The sequence below is a fragment of the Ruegeria sp. Alg231-54 genome (genome assembly GCF_900143525.1).
Lineage (GTDB): Bacteria > Pseudomonadota > Alphaproteobacteria > Rhodobacterales > Rhodobacteraceae > Ruegeria.
Genome location: NZ_FREZ01000008.1, coordinates 1 through 19,112, shown reverse-complemented (window position 1 = coordinate 19,112; position 19,112 = coordinate 1). Strand labels below are relative to the sequence as shown.

Here is a 19,112-nt window from a genome sequence, read left to right as displayed (position 1 = left end):
TGAAGTTTGCTCAATTTATTTGAGTTTGACTGATATCTACTCAAAAAGCCATTCTGCGCCAGACCAATTTTCATGACTCTGGGGCGCATCGTGACAAAACTGAACCTGATTGCTGGCGAATGGCTGGCGGGCGAGACCGAAATTGAAAACCGCAACCCTTCGGATCTGAGCGATCTGGTTGGCATGTTCGCACAGGCCAGCGCGGATCAGCTTGAGGCCACATTGGATCAGGCGCGTGTTGCACAGGCAGAATGGGAAGCCTACGGTCCCGAACGCAAGCAAGCGGTTCTGATGAACATCGGCAACGAATTAATGTCGCGCGCCGAAGAGCTGGGCACCCTGCTGGCCCGCGAGGAAGGCAAGCCGCTGGCCGAAGGCAAGGGCGAGGTTTACCGCGCCGGTCAGTTCTTTACCTATTACGCAGCCGAATGCCTGCGGCAGATCGGTGAGAACGCCGACAGCGTCCGCCCCGGTGTTGAAATTGACGTACGCCGCGAGGCCGTGGGCGTGGTTGCCATCATCAGCCCGTGGAACTTCCCGACCGCGACCGCGTCGTGGAAGATTGCTCCGGCGCTGTGCTATGGCAACGCAGTAGTCTGGAAACCCGCCAACATCACGCCGGCTTCTGCCGTGGCCCTGACCGAGATCATCGAACGGCAGGACATCCCCAAGGGTCTGTTCAGCCTTGTCATGGGGTCGGGCCGCTCGATCGGTCAGCGTTTGGTTGAAAGCCCCAAGGTCAATGCGATTTCCTTCACCGGCTCCGTCCCGGTTGGCAAAGGCATCGCCGCCGCTGCGATCCAGAACCTGACCAAAGTTCAGATGGAGATGGGATCGAAAAACGCGCTGGCAGTCATGGACGACGCCGATCTGGATCTGGCAGTGACGCTGGCACTTGGTGGAGCCTTTGGTGGAACAGGTCAGAAATGTACCGCGTCCTCGCGGCTTGTGGTTCATGCCGGTGTGCATGATGCGTTTGTTGAAAAGCTTGTGGCTGGTGCTCAGGCGATGAAGGTTGGCCACGCCCTGGAAGAAGGCGTTCAGATGGGTCCGGTCGTCAGCGACCAGCAGCTGGGCGAAAACCTCGCCTACGTCGATCTGGGCAAATCTGAGGGCGCAGAACTGGCCTGTGGCGGTCAGCGGCTTGAGATGCCGCATGACGGCTTCTACATGTCCCCCGGCGTTTTCCTGAATACCAACAACGATATGCGGATCAACCGCGAAGAGATGTTCGCGCCGTTGACCAGCGTCATCAAGGTCGGCAGCTATGACGAAGCGCTGAGCGTGGTGAACAACACAAATTTCGGCCTGACATCAGGCATCGTTACGCAAAGTCTTGCCCGTGCGACCCACTTCCGCCGCAATGCGCGCACCGGTGTCGTAACGGTGAACCTGCCGACCGCGGGCACCGACTATCACGTGCCCTTTGGCGGGCGCGGCGACAGTTCTTACGGACCACGCGAGCAAGGCAAAGCAGCGGCTGAATTCTATACCACCGTTAAAACCGCCTACATCAGCGCGGGAACACCGGTCTGATGCGCATCGACGGGCTGCAATACGCCAACTGGTCGGAGAAGATTTTTCGGCAGCTACGTGAAGGGGGCGTGGACGCGATCCACGTCACCATCTCGTATCACGAGAACTTCCGCGAAACGGTTCTGAACTTTGAAAAGTGGAACCGCTGGTTCGAGCAATACCCAGACCTGATCATGAAAGGCCGCTGGGCCAGCGATATCGACATCGCCCGCGAAACCGGGCGGACGGCTGTGTTCTTTGGCTTCCAGAACCCATCGCCCATCGAAGACGATATCGGGCTGGTGGAAATCCTGCACGATCTGGGCGCGCGGTTCATGCAGCTGACCTATAACAACCAGTCGCTGCTGGCGACCGGCTGCTATGAGGCCGAAGACACCGGCATCACCCGCATGGGCAAACAGGTCATCAAAGAGATGAACCGCGTTGGGCTTGTCGTAGACATGAGTCATTCGGCGGATCGTTCGACTATCGAGGCCGCCGAGATGTCCGAACGCCCCATTGCCATTACCCACGCCAACCCGCACGAATGGTCCCCGGCCCTGCGCAACAAGCGTGATGCGGTGATCCGGGCAGTGACCGAAAACGGTGGGATGTTGGGCTTTTCGGTCTACCCTCATCACCTGAAAGACAAGTCCGACTGCACGCTGGAGAGTTTTTGCGAGATGATCGCCCGTACAGCCGAAAAATACGGTGCACAACATCTGGGGATCGGCACCGACTTGTGTCAGGATCAACCCGACAGCATTGTCGAGTGGATGCGCGTTGGTCGCTGGACCAAGGAAATCGACTATGGCGAAGGTTCCGCCAGCAATCCCGGCTTTCCGCCGATGCCCAGCTGGTTCGAGGACAATCGCGACTTTGGCAATATCGAAACCGGGCTGCGCAACGTTGGCATGAACGCCGAAGAAGTCTCGGGCATCATGGGCGGCAACTGGTATCGCTTTTTCGATCAAAACTTTGGACCACGAACTGCATGAACCACGTCAGTACTGATATCCCGCGACGCGATCCTGCGCAGGTTATGCGCCTGTCGCGGCTGGGCTCGCTGCATCAGTGCAGACTCAGCTTCATGCGGCAACTGACCCGGCGTATGGCGCGTGAGAACTGGGCCTTTACGCGCCCTGTTTTTGAGATCGACGAAAACGGCGTCGGCCACGCAGTCTACACGGCGCAAGGTCCGGATCGCGCCTATTCGCTGGTTGCGTTTGCCCATGACCTGCCGCCCGAACAACGGTCGGACCGGGTGATCGCTGAGGCGTGGGACGCCACTTTCGCATTATTCGATGGCATCCCAACGGAGCAGGACATCCAACGCCTGTCAGAAAACGTTCCTTTGCAAGAGGCAGGGCGCGTAAGCGAAAGCGAGCTGTCACTGTCCCGCGCCAACCGGTCTGTACGTTTGTGGAAACACGTGGTCGACAGGTTGGCTGCCGGACAACAGCCCGACTTGGAGCAAATCCATAAAGTTGGCTACCTGATGCGGACGACGGCCGTATACGGATCGGGCAAGTTCGGCGCCGCAGATCGCGAGAAGATAGCGAACCGGCCAGAACTGCTCGCACCATTTCAGGCGGAAATGCTGTCGGTCTACCTGACGCGAACATTTGTCCGCGATCTGGTGCAACATATGGCCCTCGCCAAAGGCGGTATGCAGACGGCGGATCTGGACCCCGAGATTGCGCAGTGGCTGGGCATCGGTAACTCTACCGGCCTTGGAATGGCTCCGTTCATCGTGAACCACCCGGTGCTGTTCAACAATTGGATTATGACGCGCGAAGAAGCTTTGGCACGGGTGCGATCCCTGCAAACAGCGTCTGAGGATGAAGCCCGACACTTTCGTGAAATCTACGATCGCAGCAAACTGTCGATGTCGTGGTGGCGATCAGAACATCCGGTCCAGATTGAGAAGCTTGCGTCGCTGAATGCCGATCTTGCGGCAATTACCAACTACCTGGATCAGAATGACCTGACGCAGTACCACCCGTGGGACAGGCTGATCCGATGGTCCGAAACCGCACTTGGCGAAGAAGGGCAGGAACTGCTCGCCTCACTTGTTCTGGAACCCTATGGCGATCTGGTGGATGGCCTGACCGGCTGTATGGCTGACGGGAATGCGCAGGCACAGGTTATCAACGGGGGTATGACCGTCGATCAGGTCCGCACCGCGATTCAGGACCGCTTTGGTTGGGCGTTGGATTTGGAATGGTCGGCAGAGGCAAACTGCGCGCGCGCCTGGTACGTGTCTGAAGAAAAACTGGAACCACGCTTGGGTGAACGGTTCGAGGAACCAATTGCCGAATACGAACAGCCCCTTGCCCCGGCCAGAGACGCCGCGCTGGCTTTCGCGGACCTTGAGAATTGGCAGGACGACAGGTCGATAGCCGAGTTCCTACTGCGCCATCCTGAACACCGTCACACGATCCGGCGTGCGCAGATCGGCCTTGTCGCGCCATATGGCGAGCTTCGCGACAACACGATCAGCGCTGGGGTCATGCCCATCGATATGCTCCGGGCCAAGTTATCCTTTTTTGGTGCTACGCATTTTGACCCACGCTCGGACCGCTGGGTGCGTATCTGCATGTACGCTGGCGCCCCCTACCCCGAAGATCTGAACGCCAAAACCGCAGATCTGTGGGTCTATCCGGAGCTTTCGCAATGAACGTCTCGCTGAATGAGGTCGAAGCCACCGCAAAGCGTGCGACCCGAGGAGCTGGATATAGCTGGGGACTTGCTGAGGAAGCCGCGAAAGCAACGCGCTGGCTGTGCGCGCACGGGCAAAACGGTACCGGTGCTTTGGCTCAACTGCTGCAACTAGATTTGGCGAGTACACCAAAAACACACACCCCGTCCGGTCTGAGCGGCGAATGGCAGAGCGAAAACCAGCTGTGCCCATTGGTGACCGGCGCATTATTGTCTGATTGTGCCCACCGCCTGAATTCATCCCCGATAGCAATAAGAAACGTAGCCGTACCCGCACTGCTACTTCCATTTGCGGCCAATGCCGCGCGCTTTTTAAAGACCTGCGTGTGCGTCGAATATGACCACGCACTGGCAGAAACCGACGGTTTTGACTTGTCCCTGGGCGCCCCGATCCCGGACCGGGCACATCAGGTATCTGTGCACCTTGGCGGCCAACTTACAGCCCCCGCCCCGCATCGAACACGGGCCGAACCCGATCCGACCGATTGGGCCATACTAAACCGGTTCGCCCACCGAACATACGCCCCCGCCACCGAGGAATCCCGCCTGCGCGGGGCCGGAGCGGGCTTATCCGACAACGACTAAAGAGGCCCCTATGATTGAAACCCGTACCCTGACCCTTGAGCAGATCGAAGATCTCGCCTTTCGTGCGCTTGTCGCCGCTGGAACCTCTGAAGCCAACGCGCGGCCCTTGGCCGTTGCGACTGCTGCAACCGAGGCGGATGGGGTCGCCAGCCACGGCCTGGCTTACGTCCCAATATATTGCGAGCACGTACAGTGTGGGAAAGTGGACGGAACGGCCCAACCGGAACTGTCGCGCCCGCGCCCCGGCGCAGTGAACGTAGACGCAGCAACGGGCTTTGCCCATTCCGCAATTGATATGGGTTTTGAAGCCCTTATCCCAGCTGCACGTGAACAAGGGATCGCGGCACTGTCGATCCGCAACAGCTATAACTGCGGTGTCCTTGGCTACCATACGTACCGTTTGGCGCAGGCCGGATTGGTGGGATTGGGGTTCACCAACGCTCCGGCCTCGATCGCGCCTTCGGGCGGCGCAAAACCCGTCGTCGGCACCAACCCTTTCTCAATCGCCGCGCCTGGCGCGGACGGCCAGCCCGCCCTGCTGATCGACCAAAGCGCCAGCACGATTGCCAAAAGCGAGGTCATGAAACACGCGCGCGAAGGCAAACCGATCCCGGTTGGCTGGGCACTGGACGCAGATGGCAATCCGACCACGGACCCGAATGTTGGCCTGAAGGGGTCGATGGCACCGTCAGGTGGTTACAAGGGTGTGGGTGTTGCCTTACTGACCGAGATCCTGGCCGCAGCGTTGACTGGAGCGACCCTTGGCATTAACGCCTCGCCCTTTTCCGGTACCGCTGGCGGGCCACCCAAAACTGGACAGTTTTTCATTGCGATAGATCCAACCGCAACCTCTGGCGATGCGTTTGCTTCAGGGATCAGCGAGTTGGTCGGCGCAATCCGCGCACAGAACGGAGCGCATCTGCCCGGCGATGGGCGCGGTGGCAAGCGCAGGCAGGCACAGACCGACGGCGTTGCAGTCAATGCGGCCACGCTGGATAAGATTGAGGCAATCATAGCCTAGCTATTCTGCCCAAGCCTGTCAGGTCGCCAGCGAACGGGTCGTTTGTCTGGCGACACATTCCAAATCACAGCGGATGCTAAAATGCTTTGGGTCATCCGACGTAATAAAGTCGGTAAATTTTTCACCAGCCAGCGCCCCTATGTTTTCTGCGGGAATGCGGATGGTTGTAAGGCCCGGCTCGACGTCAGCTGAGCCTTTGAAATCTCCGATACCAATTATCGACAGATCATCGGGAACGCTTAAACGAAGCTTTTGAGCGGCAAACAGCGCCCCCTGCGCAATGACGTCATTGCCGCACAGCAATGCCGTCGGACGTTTCGGCGTCGTCAAAAGGGCCAAGGCCGCCTGCTTGGCCTGAGAAACACTGTATGGCGCTTGGGTTTCATGCTCGTCAGGCACCGAAACCCCCTGTTCGCCCAGCGCGTCATGCACGGCGGAAAGGCGGTGCTGCGCGCGGTCGTTCCCCTGAGTTTCGGGAAAGATCAACCCGATGTCACGGTGCCCCAGCTCTAACAGGTGTTCCGCTGCCAATCGTCCGGCCAGATGGTTGTCCGCCCCCACACAAGGAAGGGGTGATTCTTCTGAGTAATTCCAGATTGCCAACGCGGGTATCTTCTGCTGCGTGATCAAGCGGTTGGTGGCATCGGAATGTTCCAACCCGACCAGCGCCACACCGTCCACACGATGTTCAAGAAACTTGCGAACCATCGCGTATTCACGATCCAGATCATACCCATGTGACGCCAGCAACAGGCTGAACCCTGCCTTGTCGATCGAATCCGAAAAGGCCTGAATAACCTCGGAAAAAATGGCATGGTTGATTGTGGGCACGACAAGGCCAATTGTACCCGACCTTTTTCCGTGCATCGTTTGAGCCGCGCGGTTGCGGATGTATCCCAACCGCTGCACGGCCTTGTTGATCTTTTTGCGAGTCGCTGGGTTGACCAGATCGGGGTGATTGAAGGTACGTGAAACCGTAGACGGCGACACCTTTGCAGCCTTTGCAACGGCCACAATATCCACCTTACCCTTTTGAAAGTTAGCCATAATTTTACCCCACCCGGTCAAATTTATGAAAACATTTGCAATACTATTTTCATCCCCTAACCTGATTTGTCAACAAAAGTAAAAGTGCGAACGGACGGGTTGGGAGGCCCAGGATGGAATTCATTTACTACTTCGGAGATGTGTTCACGCCGATGTCGTTCCTGCTGCTCTTAGGCGGCACGATCGGAGGGCTGATCCTGGGCGCGACACCGGGCCTGTCGCCAACGATGGCGGTGGCCCTGTTGATCCCGTTCACCTTTCAACTTGAGGCCGCGCAAGGCCTGATCTTGCTGGGGGCGGCCTATACCTCGACCGTGGCTGGCGGAGCAGTCAGTGCCATCTTGCTGAAGATCCCTGGCGCTCCGGCGAATATCGCTACCACTCTGGATGGCCACACGATGGCCAAGAAAGGCGAAGGTGCCCGCGCCTTGCAGCTGTCTTTTCTGGCATCGGCCGTGGGCGGAATCTTTGGCGTTCTGCTGCTGATCTTCCTGACGCCCGTTTTGGCGCAATGGGCGCTTGCCTTTGGCCCGTCGCACCTGTTCTGGCTGGCCATTCTAGGGGTCACGGTGATTGGAACACTGGATTCCGCGTCGGTGGTCAAAGGGCTGCTGTCCGGATGTATCGGGTTGTGGCTGGCCACGATCGGGTTCGACGACATCATGGGTGCACAGCGCTTTATCTTTCATCCCGCGTTGGGCGGCGGCATCAACATCATCGCCGCGTTGATTGGCTTGTTTGCGATACCTCAGGTGTTGACCATGTTCGCCAAGGGTCGCCACAACACAGGTGCCGAAGTGATAGAAGTGCAGCGCCACTCTATCATGGCGGCGTTCAAAGAATTGTTCAGCCGCACCCGTGCGCTGAGCATCGGCACGCTGACAGGCTCGATCATCGGCCTGATCCCAGGTGTTGGTGGGCAGATCGCGGGCCTCGTCGCCTATGACCAGACCAAAAAATTCTCGTCGGAAAAAGAAAAGTTCGGCACCGGCCATTCCGAGGGCGTAATCGCAGCGGAATCCGCAAACAACGCGATGGTCGGCCCCTCGCTGGTCCCGCTGCTGACGCTGTCCATCCCCGGCAGCCCGACTGCCGCCGTGCTGTTGGGCGGGTTGTTGATCCACGGGATTTTCCCTGGCTCGGACCTGTTTGACAATCACCCCGATGTCGCCTGGACCTTCATCAACTCGATGCTGATTGGGCAGGTTCTGATGTGTATCTTCGGCCTCTATGTCGCCGGTCTTGCAGCGCGTGTCGCACAGGTTCCCCAATCCGTGATGGCAGCCATCGTTCTGGCCTTGTCGGTCTTCGGTGCATACTCGGTTCAGGGTTCCATGGGTGATGTCTATGTCATGGCATGTCTCGGAATCGGGATGTTCTTTTTGGAACGCTTCGGTTTCTCGGCTGCTCCGCTGGTACTGGGTCTGATCCTCGGGCCAATCGCCGAGGCCAACTTCATCCAGGGCGGAATGATCGCTGACGCCACCGTCGGCAAGGCTTCATACTTCATGACCGGTGGATTGAACCTGTTCCTGATCGCCGTGGTACTGGCCTCGATCGCCTATTCGGTCTGGATGGAACTGCGCAGCCGCCGCTACACCACCAAAGAGGAGGCACAGGCATGAACCGCTCACAACACGTATTCGGGTCAGGCCTGGTCTTTGCAGTTGGCCTGTGGGTCGCATGGGTCAGTTACACGCAACAACCGGCCGAGGCATTCCTGTTCCCACGCCTTATAGCAACGGTCTTTGTGGTTCTGGCCGGATGGACATTTGGCAAAGCGGTTATGGGTCTGTCCAAGGTCGGAAACGGCGTGACGCGGACGATGTTCGTGAACATGCTGCCAGGTCTGACCATCACGCTGATCTACGTATTTTGGGCGGCGAAGACACTGGGGTTCTACACCGCGACAACCATCGCCTTTTTTACCCTTCTGTCGATCTACGACCCCGCCCCGCATTCCGAGGCCAAAACCTGGATCAAACGCGGGATCATCACGGCGGTCTTTGTGGCGGTGATGTACGGGCTCTTTGCCATGCTTTTGAACGTGTACACACCAAGAGAAATTCTGTTCTGAACACGCAAATGCGCGGATGAACCAACTTAGGGAGGAAACGCAAAATGAAACGATTGATTGCAGGGGCAGCAATGGCTCTGACGGGCCTGACAGGCGCGGCAATGGCCGAGGAGTACCCGGAACGGCCGATCATGATGATGGTCAGTTACGGAGCCGGAGGCGCGACCGATTTTCAGGCACGGATCGTCACCATGACCTCGGGCAACGAGGATGCGCTGGGGATGCCCATCGCCATCATCAACAAGCCTGGTGCCGGTGGGCGCGTTGGCTGGAACTGGTTCGCAACTCAGGCCGATCCGGACGGCTATACGCTGGGTGCCTACAACGTTCCTCATTTCATCGCCCAGTCGATCAAGGGTGGCGTCGAATATTCGACCGACAGCTTTGAACCCATCGCGAACTGGGGTGCAGACCCGGCCGTGTTCGTGGTTGGTGCCGACAGCGAATTCAACTCGATGGATGATGTTGTCGCCTATGCCAAGGAAAACCCAGGCAAGCTGACCGTATCCGGCGCGGGCCTTTTTGTGGGCCACCACATCGCGGCGTTGCAGATCGATAAGGCAGCCGGGACTAAGATGGCCTACATCCCAACCAAAGGCGGCGGAGCAGCAGCGATGAAAGCCGTCATCGCAGGCGAAGTCATGGGTGGTATCAACAACCTGTCGGACGCCTTCCGTGCGAAAGAAGCTGGAAATGTGAAGATCCTCGGCGTTGCTGATCTTGAGCGCAATGCGTTCCTGCCGGATGTTCCGACGATGATGGAACAGGGGTTGGACGTGGACAATTCCTCGGTCAATTTCCGGGGTGTCATGGTGCCCAAGGGAACACCTCCTGAGGTGATTGAAAAATTGGCCGCAACCGTGCCCGAGATGTTCGCCAATTCTCGCGTTTCCAAGAAGATGGAAGCGGGTGGCTCGCCCATGCACATCATGACACGTGACGAAGTGATCGAGATGTGGGCGCAGCGCCAGCAGACCCTGAACGAATTGCTGGCGGGTCTTTAACCGACCACAATCGGGGCGGGCAGAACCCGTCCCGTACAACCAATCGAGGACCAAAATGAACGCTCCAAACGACATAGCCCCCGAAATCGCCGAAGTGGACCGGATCGTGGCACATGCGCGCAAGGCTCAGGCTGCCTATGAGGCTACAGGCAGTCAGGCGCTCTATGATAAGGCGGCGCTGGCGGCAGGCTGGGCGATCATGGAACCCGCGCGCAATCAGGCGCTGGCAGAACTGGCGGTTGAAACCACCGGGCTGGGCAATGTCCCCGACAAGATTACCAAGAACCACCGCAAAACTCTGGGTCTTTTGCGCGACATTGCTGAGGCAAAAACATATGGCATCATCAGCGATGACGCTGAAACAGGCATCACAGAAATCGCCCGTGCGATCGGCGTCGTAGGCGCGGTGGTTCCTTCGACCAATCCGGCCGCAACACCGGCCAACAACATCATTAATGCTCTCAAAGGTGGCAACGCCATCGTCGTCGCCCCCTCGCCCAAGGGCGTTGCATCCTGCGAGAAACTGCTAAGCTTCATTCACGCCGAGTTTGACAAGCTGGGGCTGGATCGGGATCTGGTTCAGATGATCCCCGCACCGGGATCAAAGGCCAAAACACAACGGCTGATGGAGACTTCGGATCGGGTGATCTGCACCGGCAGTCAGAACAACGTCCACCGGGCCCAGTCCTGCGGCACACCCGCCGTCGCGGTCGGCGCGGGCAATGTCATCGTGATTGTCGATGAAACCGCCGATCTGTCGGCGGCCGCGGCCAAGATCACAGCGTCAAAGTGTTTTGATAATGCGACTTCGTGCTCGTCCGAGAACGCGGTTGTGGTGGTGGACGCAGTCTATGACGACTTCGTCGCAGCACTGGCGGCCGAAAGCGGTGCGCTTGTCCCTGCTTCAGATGCCGCAGGTATCATTGCACGTCTCTGGCCGGACGGGCACCTCAACCGATCAGCGATCGCTCAGGACGCCGACAAGATGCTTGAGGCGTTGGGGATGGCAGACAAAGCGCCCGAAGGCACGAAGTTTCTGGCGGTAGAGACCGATGGGATCGGTCCTGACCATCCCCTGTCCGGAGAAAAGCTGAGCCGCGTTCTGGCGCTGTACCGGGCCTCGGACTATGCGGGCGCCAAAGCCCTCGCAGCGCGCGTCCTGGCCCATCAGGGGGCCGGACATTCGGTTGGCATTCACACCAGCGACGACGCGCGCGCTGTTGAGCTGGGCCGAGAGCTCCCCACCTGCCGGGTTATCGTGAACCAGGCGCATACCTTTGCAACGGGCGGCAGCTTTAACAACGGAATGCCCTTTTCCCTGTCCATGGGATGCGGCAGTTGGGGCGGAAACTCTATCGATACCAACCTGCATTGGCGGCATTTCGTCCAGACCACCAAAATTGTGCGTGAAATAGCCCCACGCGAACCCGCGCTTGAGGATGTATTCGGCGCGTATTGGAGGGAGGCTGGCCAATGATGGAACCGCCCAAAGGAACTGTCCGCGATTGGCTGGACCTAAGAGCCGATCAGGGCGGAACCGGGTTTGTTTTTCCCGATGGCGCACAAGATCTGAGCTGGGCTGAACTGCGCGGCTCGGCCAGAAACGTTGCTAGCATGCTGACCAGCCTTGGGGCGCAAAAAGGCGAAAGCGTCGCCCTTATCTACCCCAATTGCCGCGAGGCGCTTATCGCATTGTTCGGCGTACTCTATGGCGGATTCCGGGCAACCATGATCAATCTCGTCGCTGGCGACAGCGCCGTGGCCTACGCCCTGGAACACAGCGGCGCGCGCTATGCTTTCGTGCACCCGGATCAAGCAGAGTTGTTCGGCCGAACAGCCGACCCTACCGTGACCAAGCCTTTGCAGATCGCCGATGCTGGTGACGCAGATACCCAGCTTTATGACCTGACGCCGGAGGATCATGCCCTTCTCATGTACACCTCAGGCACAACCGGCAGACCAAAGGGCGTTGTTCATACCCATTCCAGCCTTTTGGCAGGCGGCTGGACCACCGCTGTCGCACATGAGCTGACCGACACGGATCGCGGTTTCTGCGTCCTGCCGATCTATCACATCAACGGTCTTTGCGTGACCGTGATGGGAACGCTCGTTTCGGGCGGGTCCCTGGCTATGTGCGAACGGTTTTCGGCCAGCCGGTTCTGGGACAATCTTGGAAAAACTGAGGCAACTTGGTTTTCGGTAGTCCCGACCATCATCTCTCATCTGCTGCAATCCGACACCAACCCGGACAGCCAAACCCGTCAACGGTTGCGGTTCGGGCGCTCTGCCTCATCCGCGCTGGCACCGGACGTACAACGGGCTTTCGAAGAACGGTTCGACGTTCCCATCGTCGAAACCATGGGCCTTACCGAAACCGCCGCGCAGATCCTGTCTAACCCACTTCCGCCGGGAGTGCGAAAGATCGGCTCACCAGGTGTTGCCTATGGAAACGACGCCGCGATCCGGGATGCAAACCAACAGCCCGTCCCACTCGGAACCGAGGGTGAGCTTGTCATACGCGGCCCGAACGTGATGCTTGAATACCTTAAGGATCCGGATGCGACCGCAGGCACGTTTACTGCCGATGGATGGCTTCGCACCGGCGATCTGGCGCGTATGGATGAGGATGGATATGTCTATGTCACGGGCCGCTTGAAAGAGCTGATCATCAAGGGCGGCGAGAACATCGCCCCACGTGAAATCGACGAGGCGCTTTATTCCCACCCCGACGTTGTCGAAGCCGCAGCCTTTGCACGCCCCTGCCGCAGCTATGGCGAAACCGTCGAGGCCGCTGTCAAAATCCGGGAAGGATCTAAACTGACGCCGCTGACCCTTTTAGAGATTTGTGAGACCAAGCTGGGTCGGTTCAAATCCCCTGACGAGGTTCACATCCTGCATGATCTGCCAAAGGGACCATCGGGTAAGATTCAGCGCAACCGGATACTTGAAATCGTTGACGATCAGGGCTGAGCACCCGCGCTACGACCGCTGGCGCGCAGCCGGGGCCGACCCGTTGCATTGAACGGCGCTAAGTCTTGCGCCGTTTCGGCAAGGCATCTCCACCTTTTCCCGGTTTCGCGGTCGTAGCGCGGGCGCGGTTTTTCTTGCTGCTGGGTTTTCCCTTGGGCGGCAGCGGGCCTTTGGTGGGTTTGCCGCCCGGCTTTACGCTCGCGTCTTTACTTTTGCTGGCAGGTGCTTTGTGGGGCTTCTTCTTTGCGCTTGTTGCCGTGAATTTGACATCCGCCTCACCCGTTGCACCGGTCACTGACGGGTCCTTGCGCTGTACCGAACCAGATTCTTTGAATCGGGTTGGTTTGGAACGCTGTTCCGCAGGTTTTTTGGGCTTACGATCTTCGGGCTTGGGTTTGCGGCTACGGGGCGTCGGGGCATCGTTCCAATCAACCGGGGTGGTGTCCCCTTTGCGCGGACGCGGTTTACCCTTGGGTGGGCGGTTGGACCTTGGACGCTCAAATGCTGGCACGTCAGGCGCGCCATCCAAGCGCACAACGTCTTTCGAACCTTCGATTTTCATGCCAGGGCCAACAGCCGCCAGAAAGCCTGCAACACTGGCTTCGCGGATCTCGACGTAAGACACATCATCGGCAATCCGGATCGCGCCGATATCGTCTTTGGTCAGATCACCGGCCTTGCAGATCATCGGCAGCAAATGTCGCGGCGAGGCATTTTGGTTGCGACCTTCAGACAAGGAAAACCAAACGCTCGGACCAAAGGCGGCCCGGGATTTCGGGCGGTCCGCCGTCACCGGGGCCAACTCTTCCGGCGCTGAGTGGCGCAATTTATACTGACGAAGATACGCTGCCGCTATTTGCTCAGGGGTAAATTTTTCAACCAGGTGCCGAACAGCACCCTGTTCGCTTTCGGTAACTTCGACTTGCCAGTCATCCGAGCCGAGCATCCGCGCCTGATCCCTTTCGTTCACCTCATCCGAAGACGGGGCGACGCCCCAATCCGCCGTGAGCTTTGCGAACTTCAGAATACGCTCGGCCTTTTTCCTCGATGACGGCTCGACCACCAGGGCGCTGACGCCCTTTCGCCCTGCCCGGCCCGTGCGCCCAGAGCGATGCAAAAGTGTCTCGTGACTGTTGGGCAACTCGGCATGGATTACTAGATCGAGGTTCGGCAAATCAATTCCGCGCGCCGCGACATCTGTCGCCACACACACCCTCGCACGTCCATCGCGCATCGACTGCAACGCGTTGGAGCGTTCACTCTGCGTCAGCTCACCAGACAGTGCCACCACCGAAAACCCGCGGTTGGAAAGCCGCGTGGTCAGACGCGACACCATCGCGCGGGTGTTACAGAAAACGATAGCATTGGGGGCTTCGTAATACCGCAGTGCATTGATGATCGCGTTATCCCCGTCCCGAGGTGCCACCATCATCGCACGATATTCGATATCAGCATGTTGGGTTTTCTCGCTGACAGTGCTCACCCGCTCGGCATCGCGCTGATAGCGCGTTGCCAGGCTAGCAATGGCGCGCGGGACTGTAGCCGAGAACAGCAACGTTTGCCGCTCTGCCGGAGTTTCATCCAGGATGAACTCAAGATCCTCGCGAAATCCAAGGTCCAGCATTTCATCGGCTTCGTCCAGAACCACAGCCCGGATCGCGGTCAGATCAATGGAACCACGCATGATATGATCGCGCAGCCGCCCCGGAGTTGCGACAACAATATGCGCCCCACGCGCCAGAGCCCGGCGCTCGTCACGCATATCCATGCCACCAACACACGAGGCCAGAAACGCACCAGCATCCGAGTACAGCCAGCTCAGCTCGCGCTTGACCTGCATGGCCAGTTCCCGCGTTGGCGCAACCACCAAAGCCAACGGCGCGCCGGACGCCCCGAACGTCTCATCTTCGCCCAGCAACTGTGGTGCGATCGCCAACCCGAACCCGATTGTTTTTCCCGATCCGGTTTGCGCCGACACCAACATATCGCGCCCTTCCAGCTCAGGCCGTGTTACGGCCTGCTGGACTTGTGTCAAAGTATCGTAACCCTTGCGGGCAAGCGCATCTGCGATGGTCTGTTTCACGGTGGTGTTCTTTGTATCAGCCGGGGGATACGTGCCTTGCGGTATTGCAATCAGCGCATCTTCCAAGGTTAAAGACCGCCTCTTAACGGGAGTCGCTGGCAATGTATAGCCGTGTCTTTTGTGGTGACCGAAGTAAAAAACCGCCGGTCACGAAGGTGTATTTTGATAAACTGATCTGCGGCTTCAGCCAACTGTCAAAAGCCGATGCGAAACCAATACTTTACCAGATAAAGTGGTGCCCGGGGGCGGCACATGCAACCTGTTTGAGAATGTTCACTCTTGTGCAGATTCCCCTTCATTTACAATGAATTACCTGATTTAATTGTCCGAGCTTGTCTTGCCATGTTTGACGCCATCCAATAAGTTTAGGTGGATATTAGGGTGGATAGAAATGCGGGCAACAAACAGACTTTCAGCTTCCTTTGTAAAGTCCGCACAGGTCGGTAAATACTGCGATAGCGCTGGGCTTTGGTTCATTAAACGAGACGATGGTGGCGCGCAGTGGATGCTGCGTGTGACGGTGCATGGCTGAAGGCGTGAAATGGGCTTAGGCGGCTATCCAGCTCTTTCTCTTGCAGGTGCCCGAAGTGTTGCACAGCGATGGCGTACGGTTGCTGCTGAAGGCCGCGATCCGGTTAAGGAGCGTGAAGCAGAGGCACGAGCGGCGCGGCGGGAAGATGTTTCACTTGCGGTTCTGACTGCAGATGCATTCGAAGCGCGAAAGGCTGAACTCAAAGGCGATGGAAAAGCCGGGCGTTGGCTCTCACCGCTAAATGGGCATGTACTGCCCAAGCTTGGAAAGGTGCCAGTAACAGACATTGACCAGCGCGACATTCGCGACACCCTGGCTTCAATCTGGCACACAAAAGCCGACACAGCGCGCAAAGCAATGAACCGGCTAAACATTGTATTTCGCCATGCGGCCGCGCTCGGATTGGACGTTGACCTTCAGGCGACAGCTTGTAGCTACGTTGCCAGAGGAGGCGACAGCGGACGCATCGTCTCTGCACAGCAAACTCAGCGTCGAGCCGGAATCGCTTCTGCAATTTGCACCCGCCTTACTCCTGCAGTACGCAGGGTAATCTCAATCTCAGAACCGAAACAAGCCAGCGCCTCGTCTGCAGGCACCATCCAGTGCTACAATTTTCGAAGAGGACGAGATTTCTTGCGAATAATACCGTCATCGAAATCATACCCGAAGTTTTCAACGTCACGGATGTATACGTCGCCAACAGCTTTGTTACTCTCAGCGGAATAATACTCTCGGTAGTCCCGTCTTTTTGACTTTTTTCGATGCTTAAGGAACATACGCCTGCAGTCGATCTCTCGAAGCACGACCCTGAGGTCTTTCTCGAAGGTTTCGAAGCGACCCAGGAAATCCAATGGCATTTCTCCATTGTCATCTATGAGAAAACTAGATTGGGGTCGGAAATATGGAATATCGAGGTACTGTGAGGGCATTTCAATGAATGAAGCCAAGAAGCTTTCAAAGTTCTCGTGATTTGCCACCAGTTCAAATTCTTGGCGCCGCGCGATGATATAGTGATAAGCGGATACCAATCGGTCCCAAGGATTCCGAACAAAACTAAACTTGAAGTACTCGCCCGCCTCCGGCCCCAAATGCCCTAGGTGCTCAAATACTGACGAGTGTTTGTCAATCGCGGGCGAAGGATCATGTTTGCTTAGACGTAAGGGATTCGGGCGACGTAGAATAGTCGATATGGTTGACCCCCCGGTTTTGGGAATATGAACAAAAACGGTCTTTAATGTGGGATAAACTGGCACCGATTTGCTACGCCTTCTTACCAATAACGCTTCCAGCGCTAGCGGGCCTAAGTTGTCGCGCAAAGTTCGCATACGAGGGAACACTCCGACGGAACGTTAGAAAGGGGTAGCGGCGTGTTTTAGGTACCATTGGTCTCACCCATTTCAACGGATTAAACTGCGGTGCTTATACAAAAACCATCGAACAGAAGCATAGAATGCGAACAAGTTTCCCGCCCGGAATCAGAATCTGTAGTTCAATGAAAAAGCAAGCGTGGTTACAACCAAATCTTCAAACTCACGTTCAAAATCTGAGAATACAGAATAGACCACCTCCGCCCCAAGCGTAACCTCCTCTCGAATGAAGCGTTCATAACCAAGGCCTACGAAATAACCACTGCCTTCGCCCGGGTTTATGTCGCCCCTAGCGTGAGTGTCGAGTACAGAATAACCAGCGCTGGCGTAGTACATGCTCAACCCACTGTCGAAGCCGCCTCGCGCACCGAAACGAGTATACGAGCCAAGTTCGAAACCGGGGTCAATGTCCAATACCGTCCGGGTGTATTGCAAGAAATACCCAGCAATGACCTTGCCAAAATCGTAGTCCCAACCAAATTTCGCGCCATAAATCGGGCCGCTGGAGCCTTCCACGTCGGGAGCATAGCCAAGCTCTAAACCGATGGAAAAACCTGTCCAGTCGACGCCCGACTCAGATAGCACGGCCGGCTGTTCGAACGCCTTTAAGGCACTGGAAACCTCATTGTCGCCCGCCATCGAGACTGCCGGATAAATTGAAGCAACGATTAGAGCGACGGTGTTGATGCGTATAGGCAATTTGATCAGATCCAAAGTAAATTTTGTTAGGATTTCATGATAGTGCAGATGCTCCGAATATTTCTATGTACGAACTCTAAAGACACACAAATTCAAAGGCTATTGTGTCAATGTGGCAATGGTTTTGAAGAAGGCTTCTACGACAAAATGTCGTGGCAAATTCCCTTATCTCTCGTGGAGGATCTGTTGCATTAACTGAAGTTGACAGCGATAGTCTCACGGTTTTGAAATGAGGTTCTGATTTCGCGCCGTTATCTATTGAGGTATCTCCGATTTGCCAAGGAAGTCATTCTGTTGGCGGTACGATGGGAATGCAGATATCCGCTGTCCTATCGGGACGCGCGCGACCTATGGGCGAAACGAGGTGTCGATGTGGATCCGTCGACGGTTTATCGATGGGCTCCAACGTTCGGTCCCGAAATCCGCAAGCGCGCCTATAGCAACTACCGATCCTGGTGCGGGTTACAGTGGCACGTGGATGAAGCTTTTGTTCGCGTCGGCGGGAAATGGCGTTATCTTTGGTGTGCAGTTGATTCGGGCGGCCAGCTGATCGATTTCCGACTAACCGCCCCGCGCAATGCCAAGGCCGCAATAGCTTTCATCCGCCAGGCCAGCACCGCCGTCCGCCAATAAAGCCGATGACTATCGTCACGGGCAAGGTTCACAGCTATGGTAAGGTGATCAAAGAAATCAGCAGCACGTGCAGCCCACAAGATGCCATTCCACATTTCGATCACAAACATCTGAACAATCGTATCGAGACCGATCATGGCTCCATGAAACAACCACTCAGACCGAAACGTGGATTTCGCTCACTGACCTCCGCGAAGAACACTTTGTGCGGGCTCGAAACGTTCCGAGCCATCCGGAAAGGTCGCTTCGCGAGCAACCCTACCGGAGTCCGCAAGGAAATCACGTTTCTTGAAATCCTGTTACCGAAAGCCGCTTGAAACCCGGACCAACCTTCCAATTCTGCGGCCAATTGAGCCTCCCCAACTGAACTGGTCCACCGTTATGCTTAGGAAACGGAGGACCACGAATGGCAAACAAGAGACCGAAGCCCGAAGAGATTGTCTCGAAGTTACGGCAGGTTGAAGTTCTGATGGGGCAAGGCATGTCCCGACTTGATGCGATCAGACAGATCGGCGTTGTTGAACAAACCTATTACCGCTGGCGCAAGAAGTACGGCGGAATGGGCGTAGATCAGTTGAAAGAATTGAAGCGGCTTCAGAAAGAGAACGAACGATTGCGACGTGCGGTTTCTGATCTGACGTTGGACAAACTGATCCTGACGGAAGCCACAAAGGGAAACTACTGAGCCCCGCTCGTCGTCGTGCTTGTGTTAACCATGTACGCAACCAGCTGAACGTTTCTGAGAGACGCGCCTGTCGCGTGCTTGGACAACACCGGTCCACGCAACGACGCATCCCAAGAGGCCGCGCGGACGAGGACAGGCTGGTCGCCGACATGATCGAGCTGACCCGTCAATAT

At 57.1% G+C, this 19,112-nt stretch carries 16 protein-coding genes and 2 pseudogenes; 14 read left to right on the top strand and 4 right to left on the bottom strand.

Annotation, left to right across the window (positions count from 1 at the left end):
- Window positions 1-72 precede the first annotated feature (72 nt).
- The 5 genes from DHN12_RS14650 to DHN12_RS14630 are packed head-to-tail and all read left to right on the top strand — an operon-like array spanning window position 73 to window position 5,842.
- On the top strand, window positions 73-1,536 hold the full coding sequence (locus tag DHN12_RS14650) for an aldehyde dehydrogenase family protein (protein ID WP_373455760.1): 1,464 nt from the start codon (window positions 73-75) through the stop codon (window positions 1,534-1,536).
- Window positions 1,536-2,513 carry a membrane dipeptidase gene (locus tag DHN12_RS14645; protein WP_108860884.1) on the top strand — a complete coding sequence of 326 codons (978 nt, stop codon included), beginning with the start codon at window positions 1,536-1,538 and terminating at the stop codon, window positions 2,511-2,513. The genes DHN12_RS14650 and DHN12_RS14645 overlap by 1 nt, the downstream gene beginning before the upstream one ends.
- Entirely contained in the window at window positions 2,510-4,195 is a 1,686-nt protein-coding gene (locus DHN12_RS14640; RefSeq protein WP_108860883.1) for a hypothetical protein, read from the top strand. Before DHN12_RS14645 ends, DHN12_RS14640 begins: the two co-directional genes overlap by 4 nt.
- Window positions 4,192-4,821 carry a DUF3726 domain-containing protein gene (locus tag DHN12_RS14635; protein WP_108860882.1) on the top strand — a complete coding sequence of 210 codons (630 nt, stop codon included), beginning with the start codon at window positions 4,192-4,194 and terminating at the stop codon, window positions 4,819-4,821. Before DHN12_RS14640 ends, DHN12_RS14635 begins: the two co-directional genes overlap by 4 nt.
- A gap of 10 nt (window positions 4,822-4,831) precedes the next feature.
- The gene (locus DHN12_RS14630) at window positions 4,832-5,842 is read left to right on the top strand and encodes an Ldh family oxidoreductase (RefSeq protein ID WP_108860881.1); all 1,011 of its coding nucleotides are present in this window, start codon (window positions 4,832-4,834) and stop codon (window positions 5,840-5,842) included.
- A gap of 18 nt (window positions 5,843-5,860) precedes the next feature.
- Here the strand turns inward: DHN12_RS14630 and DHN12_RS14625 are convergent, their stop codons facing one another.
- Window positions 5,861-6,889 (bottom strand): LacI family DNA-binding transcriptional regulator, encoded by a 1,029-nt coding sequence (locus tag DHN12_RS14625; protein ID WP_108860880.1) that lies wholly within the window; start codon window positions 6,887-6,889, stop codon window positions 5,861-5,863.
- A gap of 113 nt (window positions 6,890-7,002) precedes the next feature.
- Here DHN12_RS14625 and DHN12_RS14620 point away from each other — a divergent pair, with 113 nt between their 5' ends.
- Genes DHN12_RS14620 through DHN12_RS14600 form a run of 5 tightly spaced genes read left to right on the top strand, consistent with a single transcriptional unit; the run spans window position 7,003 to window position 12,940 of the window.
- The gene (locus tag DHN12_RS14620; RefSeq protein ID WP_108860879.1) at window positions 7,003-8,514 is read left to right on the top strand and encodes a tripartite tricarboxylate transporter permease; all 1,512 of its coding nucleotides are present in this window, start codon (window positions 7,003-7,005) and stop codon (window positions 8,512-8,514) included.
- Window positions 8,511-8,966 (top strand): tripartite tricarboxylate transporter TctB family protein, encoded by a 456-nt coding sequence (locus tag DHN12_RS14615; RefSeq protein ID WP_108860878.1) that lies wholly within the window; start codon window positions 8,511-8,513, stop codon window positions 8,964-8,966. The genes DHN12_RS14620 and DHN12_RS14615 overlap by 4 nt, the downstream gene beginning before the upstream one ends.
- 44 nt (window positions 8,967-9,010) lie before the next feature.
- Entirely contained in the window at window positions 9,011-9,970 is a 960-nt protein-coding gene (locus tag DHN12_RS14610) for a tripartite tricarboxylate transporter substrate binding protein (RefSeq protein WP_108860877.1), read from the top strand.
- Between the two features lie 55 nt (window positions 9,971-10,025).
- Window positions 10,026-11,447 carry an aldehyde dehydrogenase family protein gene (locus tag DHN12_RS14605; protein WP_108860876.1) on the top strand — a complete coding sequence of 474 codons (1,422 nt, stop codon included), beginning with the start codon at window positions 10,026-10,028 and terminating at the stop codon, window positions 11,445-11,447.
- Window positions 11,444-12,940, top strand: coding sequence for an AMP-binding protein (locus DHN12_RS14600; protein WP_108860875.1), 1,497 nt, complete (start codon window positions 11,444-11,446; stop codon window positions 12,938-12,940). Before DHN12_RS14605 ends, DHN12_RS14600 begins: the two co-directional genes overlap by 4 nt.
- Before the next feature lie 58 nt (window positions 12,941-12,998).
- Here DHN12_RS14600 and DHN12_RS14595 read toward each other — a convergent pair whose 3' ends face one another.
- Window positions 12,999-15,023 (bottom strand): DEAD/DEAH box helicase, encoded by a 2,025-nt coding sequence (locus DHN12_RS14595; RefSeq protein ID WP_108861035.1) that lies wholly within the window; start codon window positions 15,021-15,023, stop codon window positions 12,999-13,001.
- A 541-nt stretch (window positions 15,024-15,564) separates the two neighbouring features.
- Between DHN12_RS14595 and DHN12_RS25230 the strand changes: the two are divergent.
- Window positions 15,565-15,948, top strand: a pseudogene (locus DHN12_RS25230) (integrase arm-type DNA-binding domain-containing protein); the annotation flags it as partial.
- 212 nt (window positions 15,949-16,160) lie between these two features.
- On the opposite strand, the gene DHN12_RS25225 reads toward DHN12_RS25230, so the two are convergent.
- Both DHN12_RS25225 and DHN12_RS14580 read right to left on the bottom strand, forming a co-directional pair.
- Window positions 16,161-16,880 carry a sulfotransferase family 2 domain-containing protein gene (locus DHN12_RS25225; RefSeq protein WP_108860874.1) on the bottom strand — a complete coding sequence of 240 codons (720 nt, stop codon included), beginning with the start codon at window positions 16,878-16,880 and terminating at the stop codon, window positions 16,161-16,163.
- Window positions 16,881-17,030: 150 nt separating this feature from the next.
- The gene (locus DHN12_RS14580) at window positions 17,031-17,636 is read right to left on the bottom strand and encodes an outer membrane beta-barrel protein (protein ID WP_108860873.1); all 606 of its coding nucleotides are present in this window, start codon (window positions 17,634-17,636) and stop codon (window positions 17,031-17,033) included.
- A gap of 243 nt (window positions 17,637-17,879) precedes the next feature.
- On the opposite strand from DHN12_RS14580, the gene DHN12_RS25095 reads away from it, so the two are divergent.
- The 3 genes and pseudogenes from DHN12_RS25095 to DHN12_RS14570 form a co-directional block, all read left to right on the top strand.
- Window positions 17,880-18,254, top strand: coding sequence for an IS6 family transposase (locus DHN12_RS25095; RefSeq protein WP_199913515.1), 375 nt, complete (start codon window positions 17,880-17,882; stop codon window positions 18,252-18,254).
- A gap of 5 nt (window positions 18,255-18,259) precedes the next feature.
- On the top strand, window positions 18,260-18,571 hold the full coding sequence (locus DHN12_RS25090) for a DDE-type integrase/transposase/recombinase (RefSeq protein WP_199913514.1): 312 nt from the start codon (window positions 18,260-18,262) through the stop codon (window positions 18,569-18,571).
- An 89-nt stretch (window positions 18,572-18,660) separates the two neighbouring features.
- Window positions 18,661-19,112 (top strand): annotated as a pseudogene (locus tag DHN12_RS14570) (transposase); the annotation flags it as partial.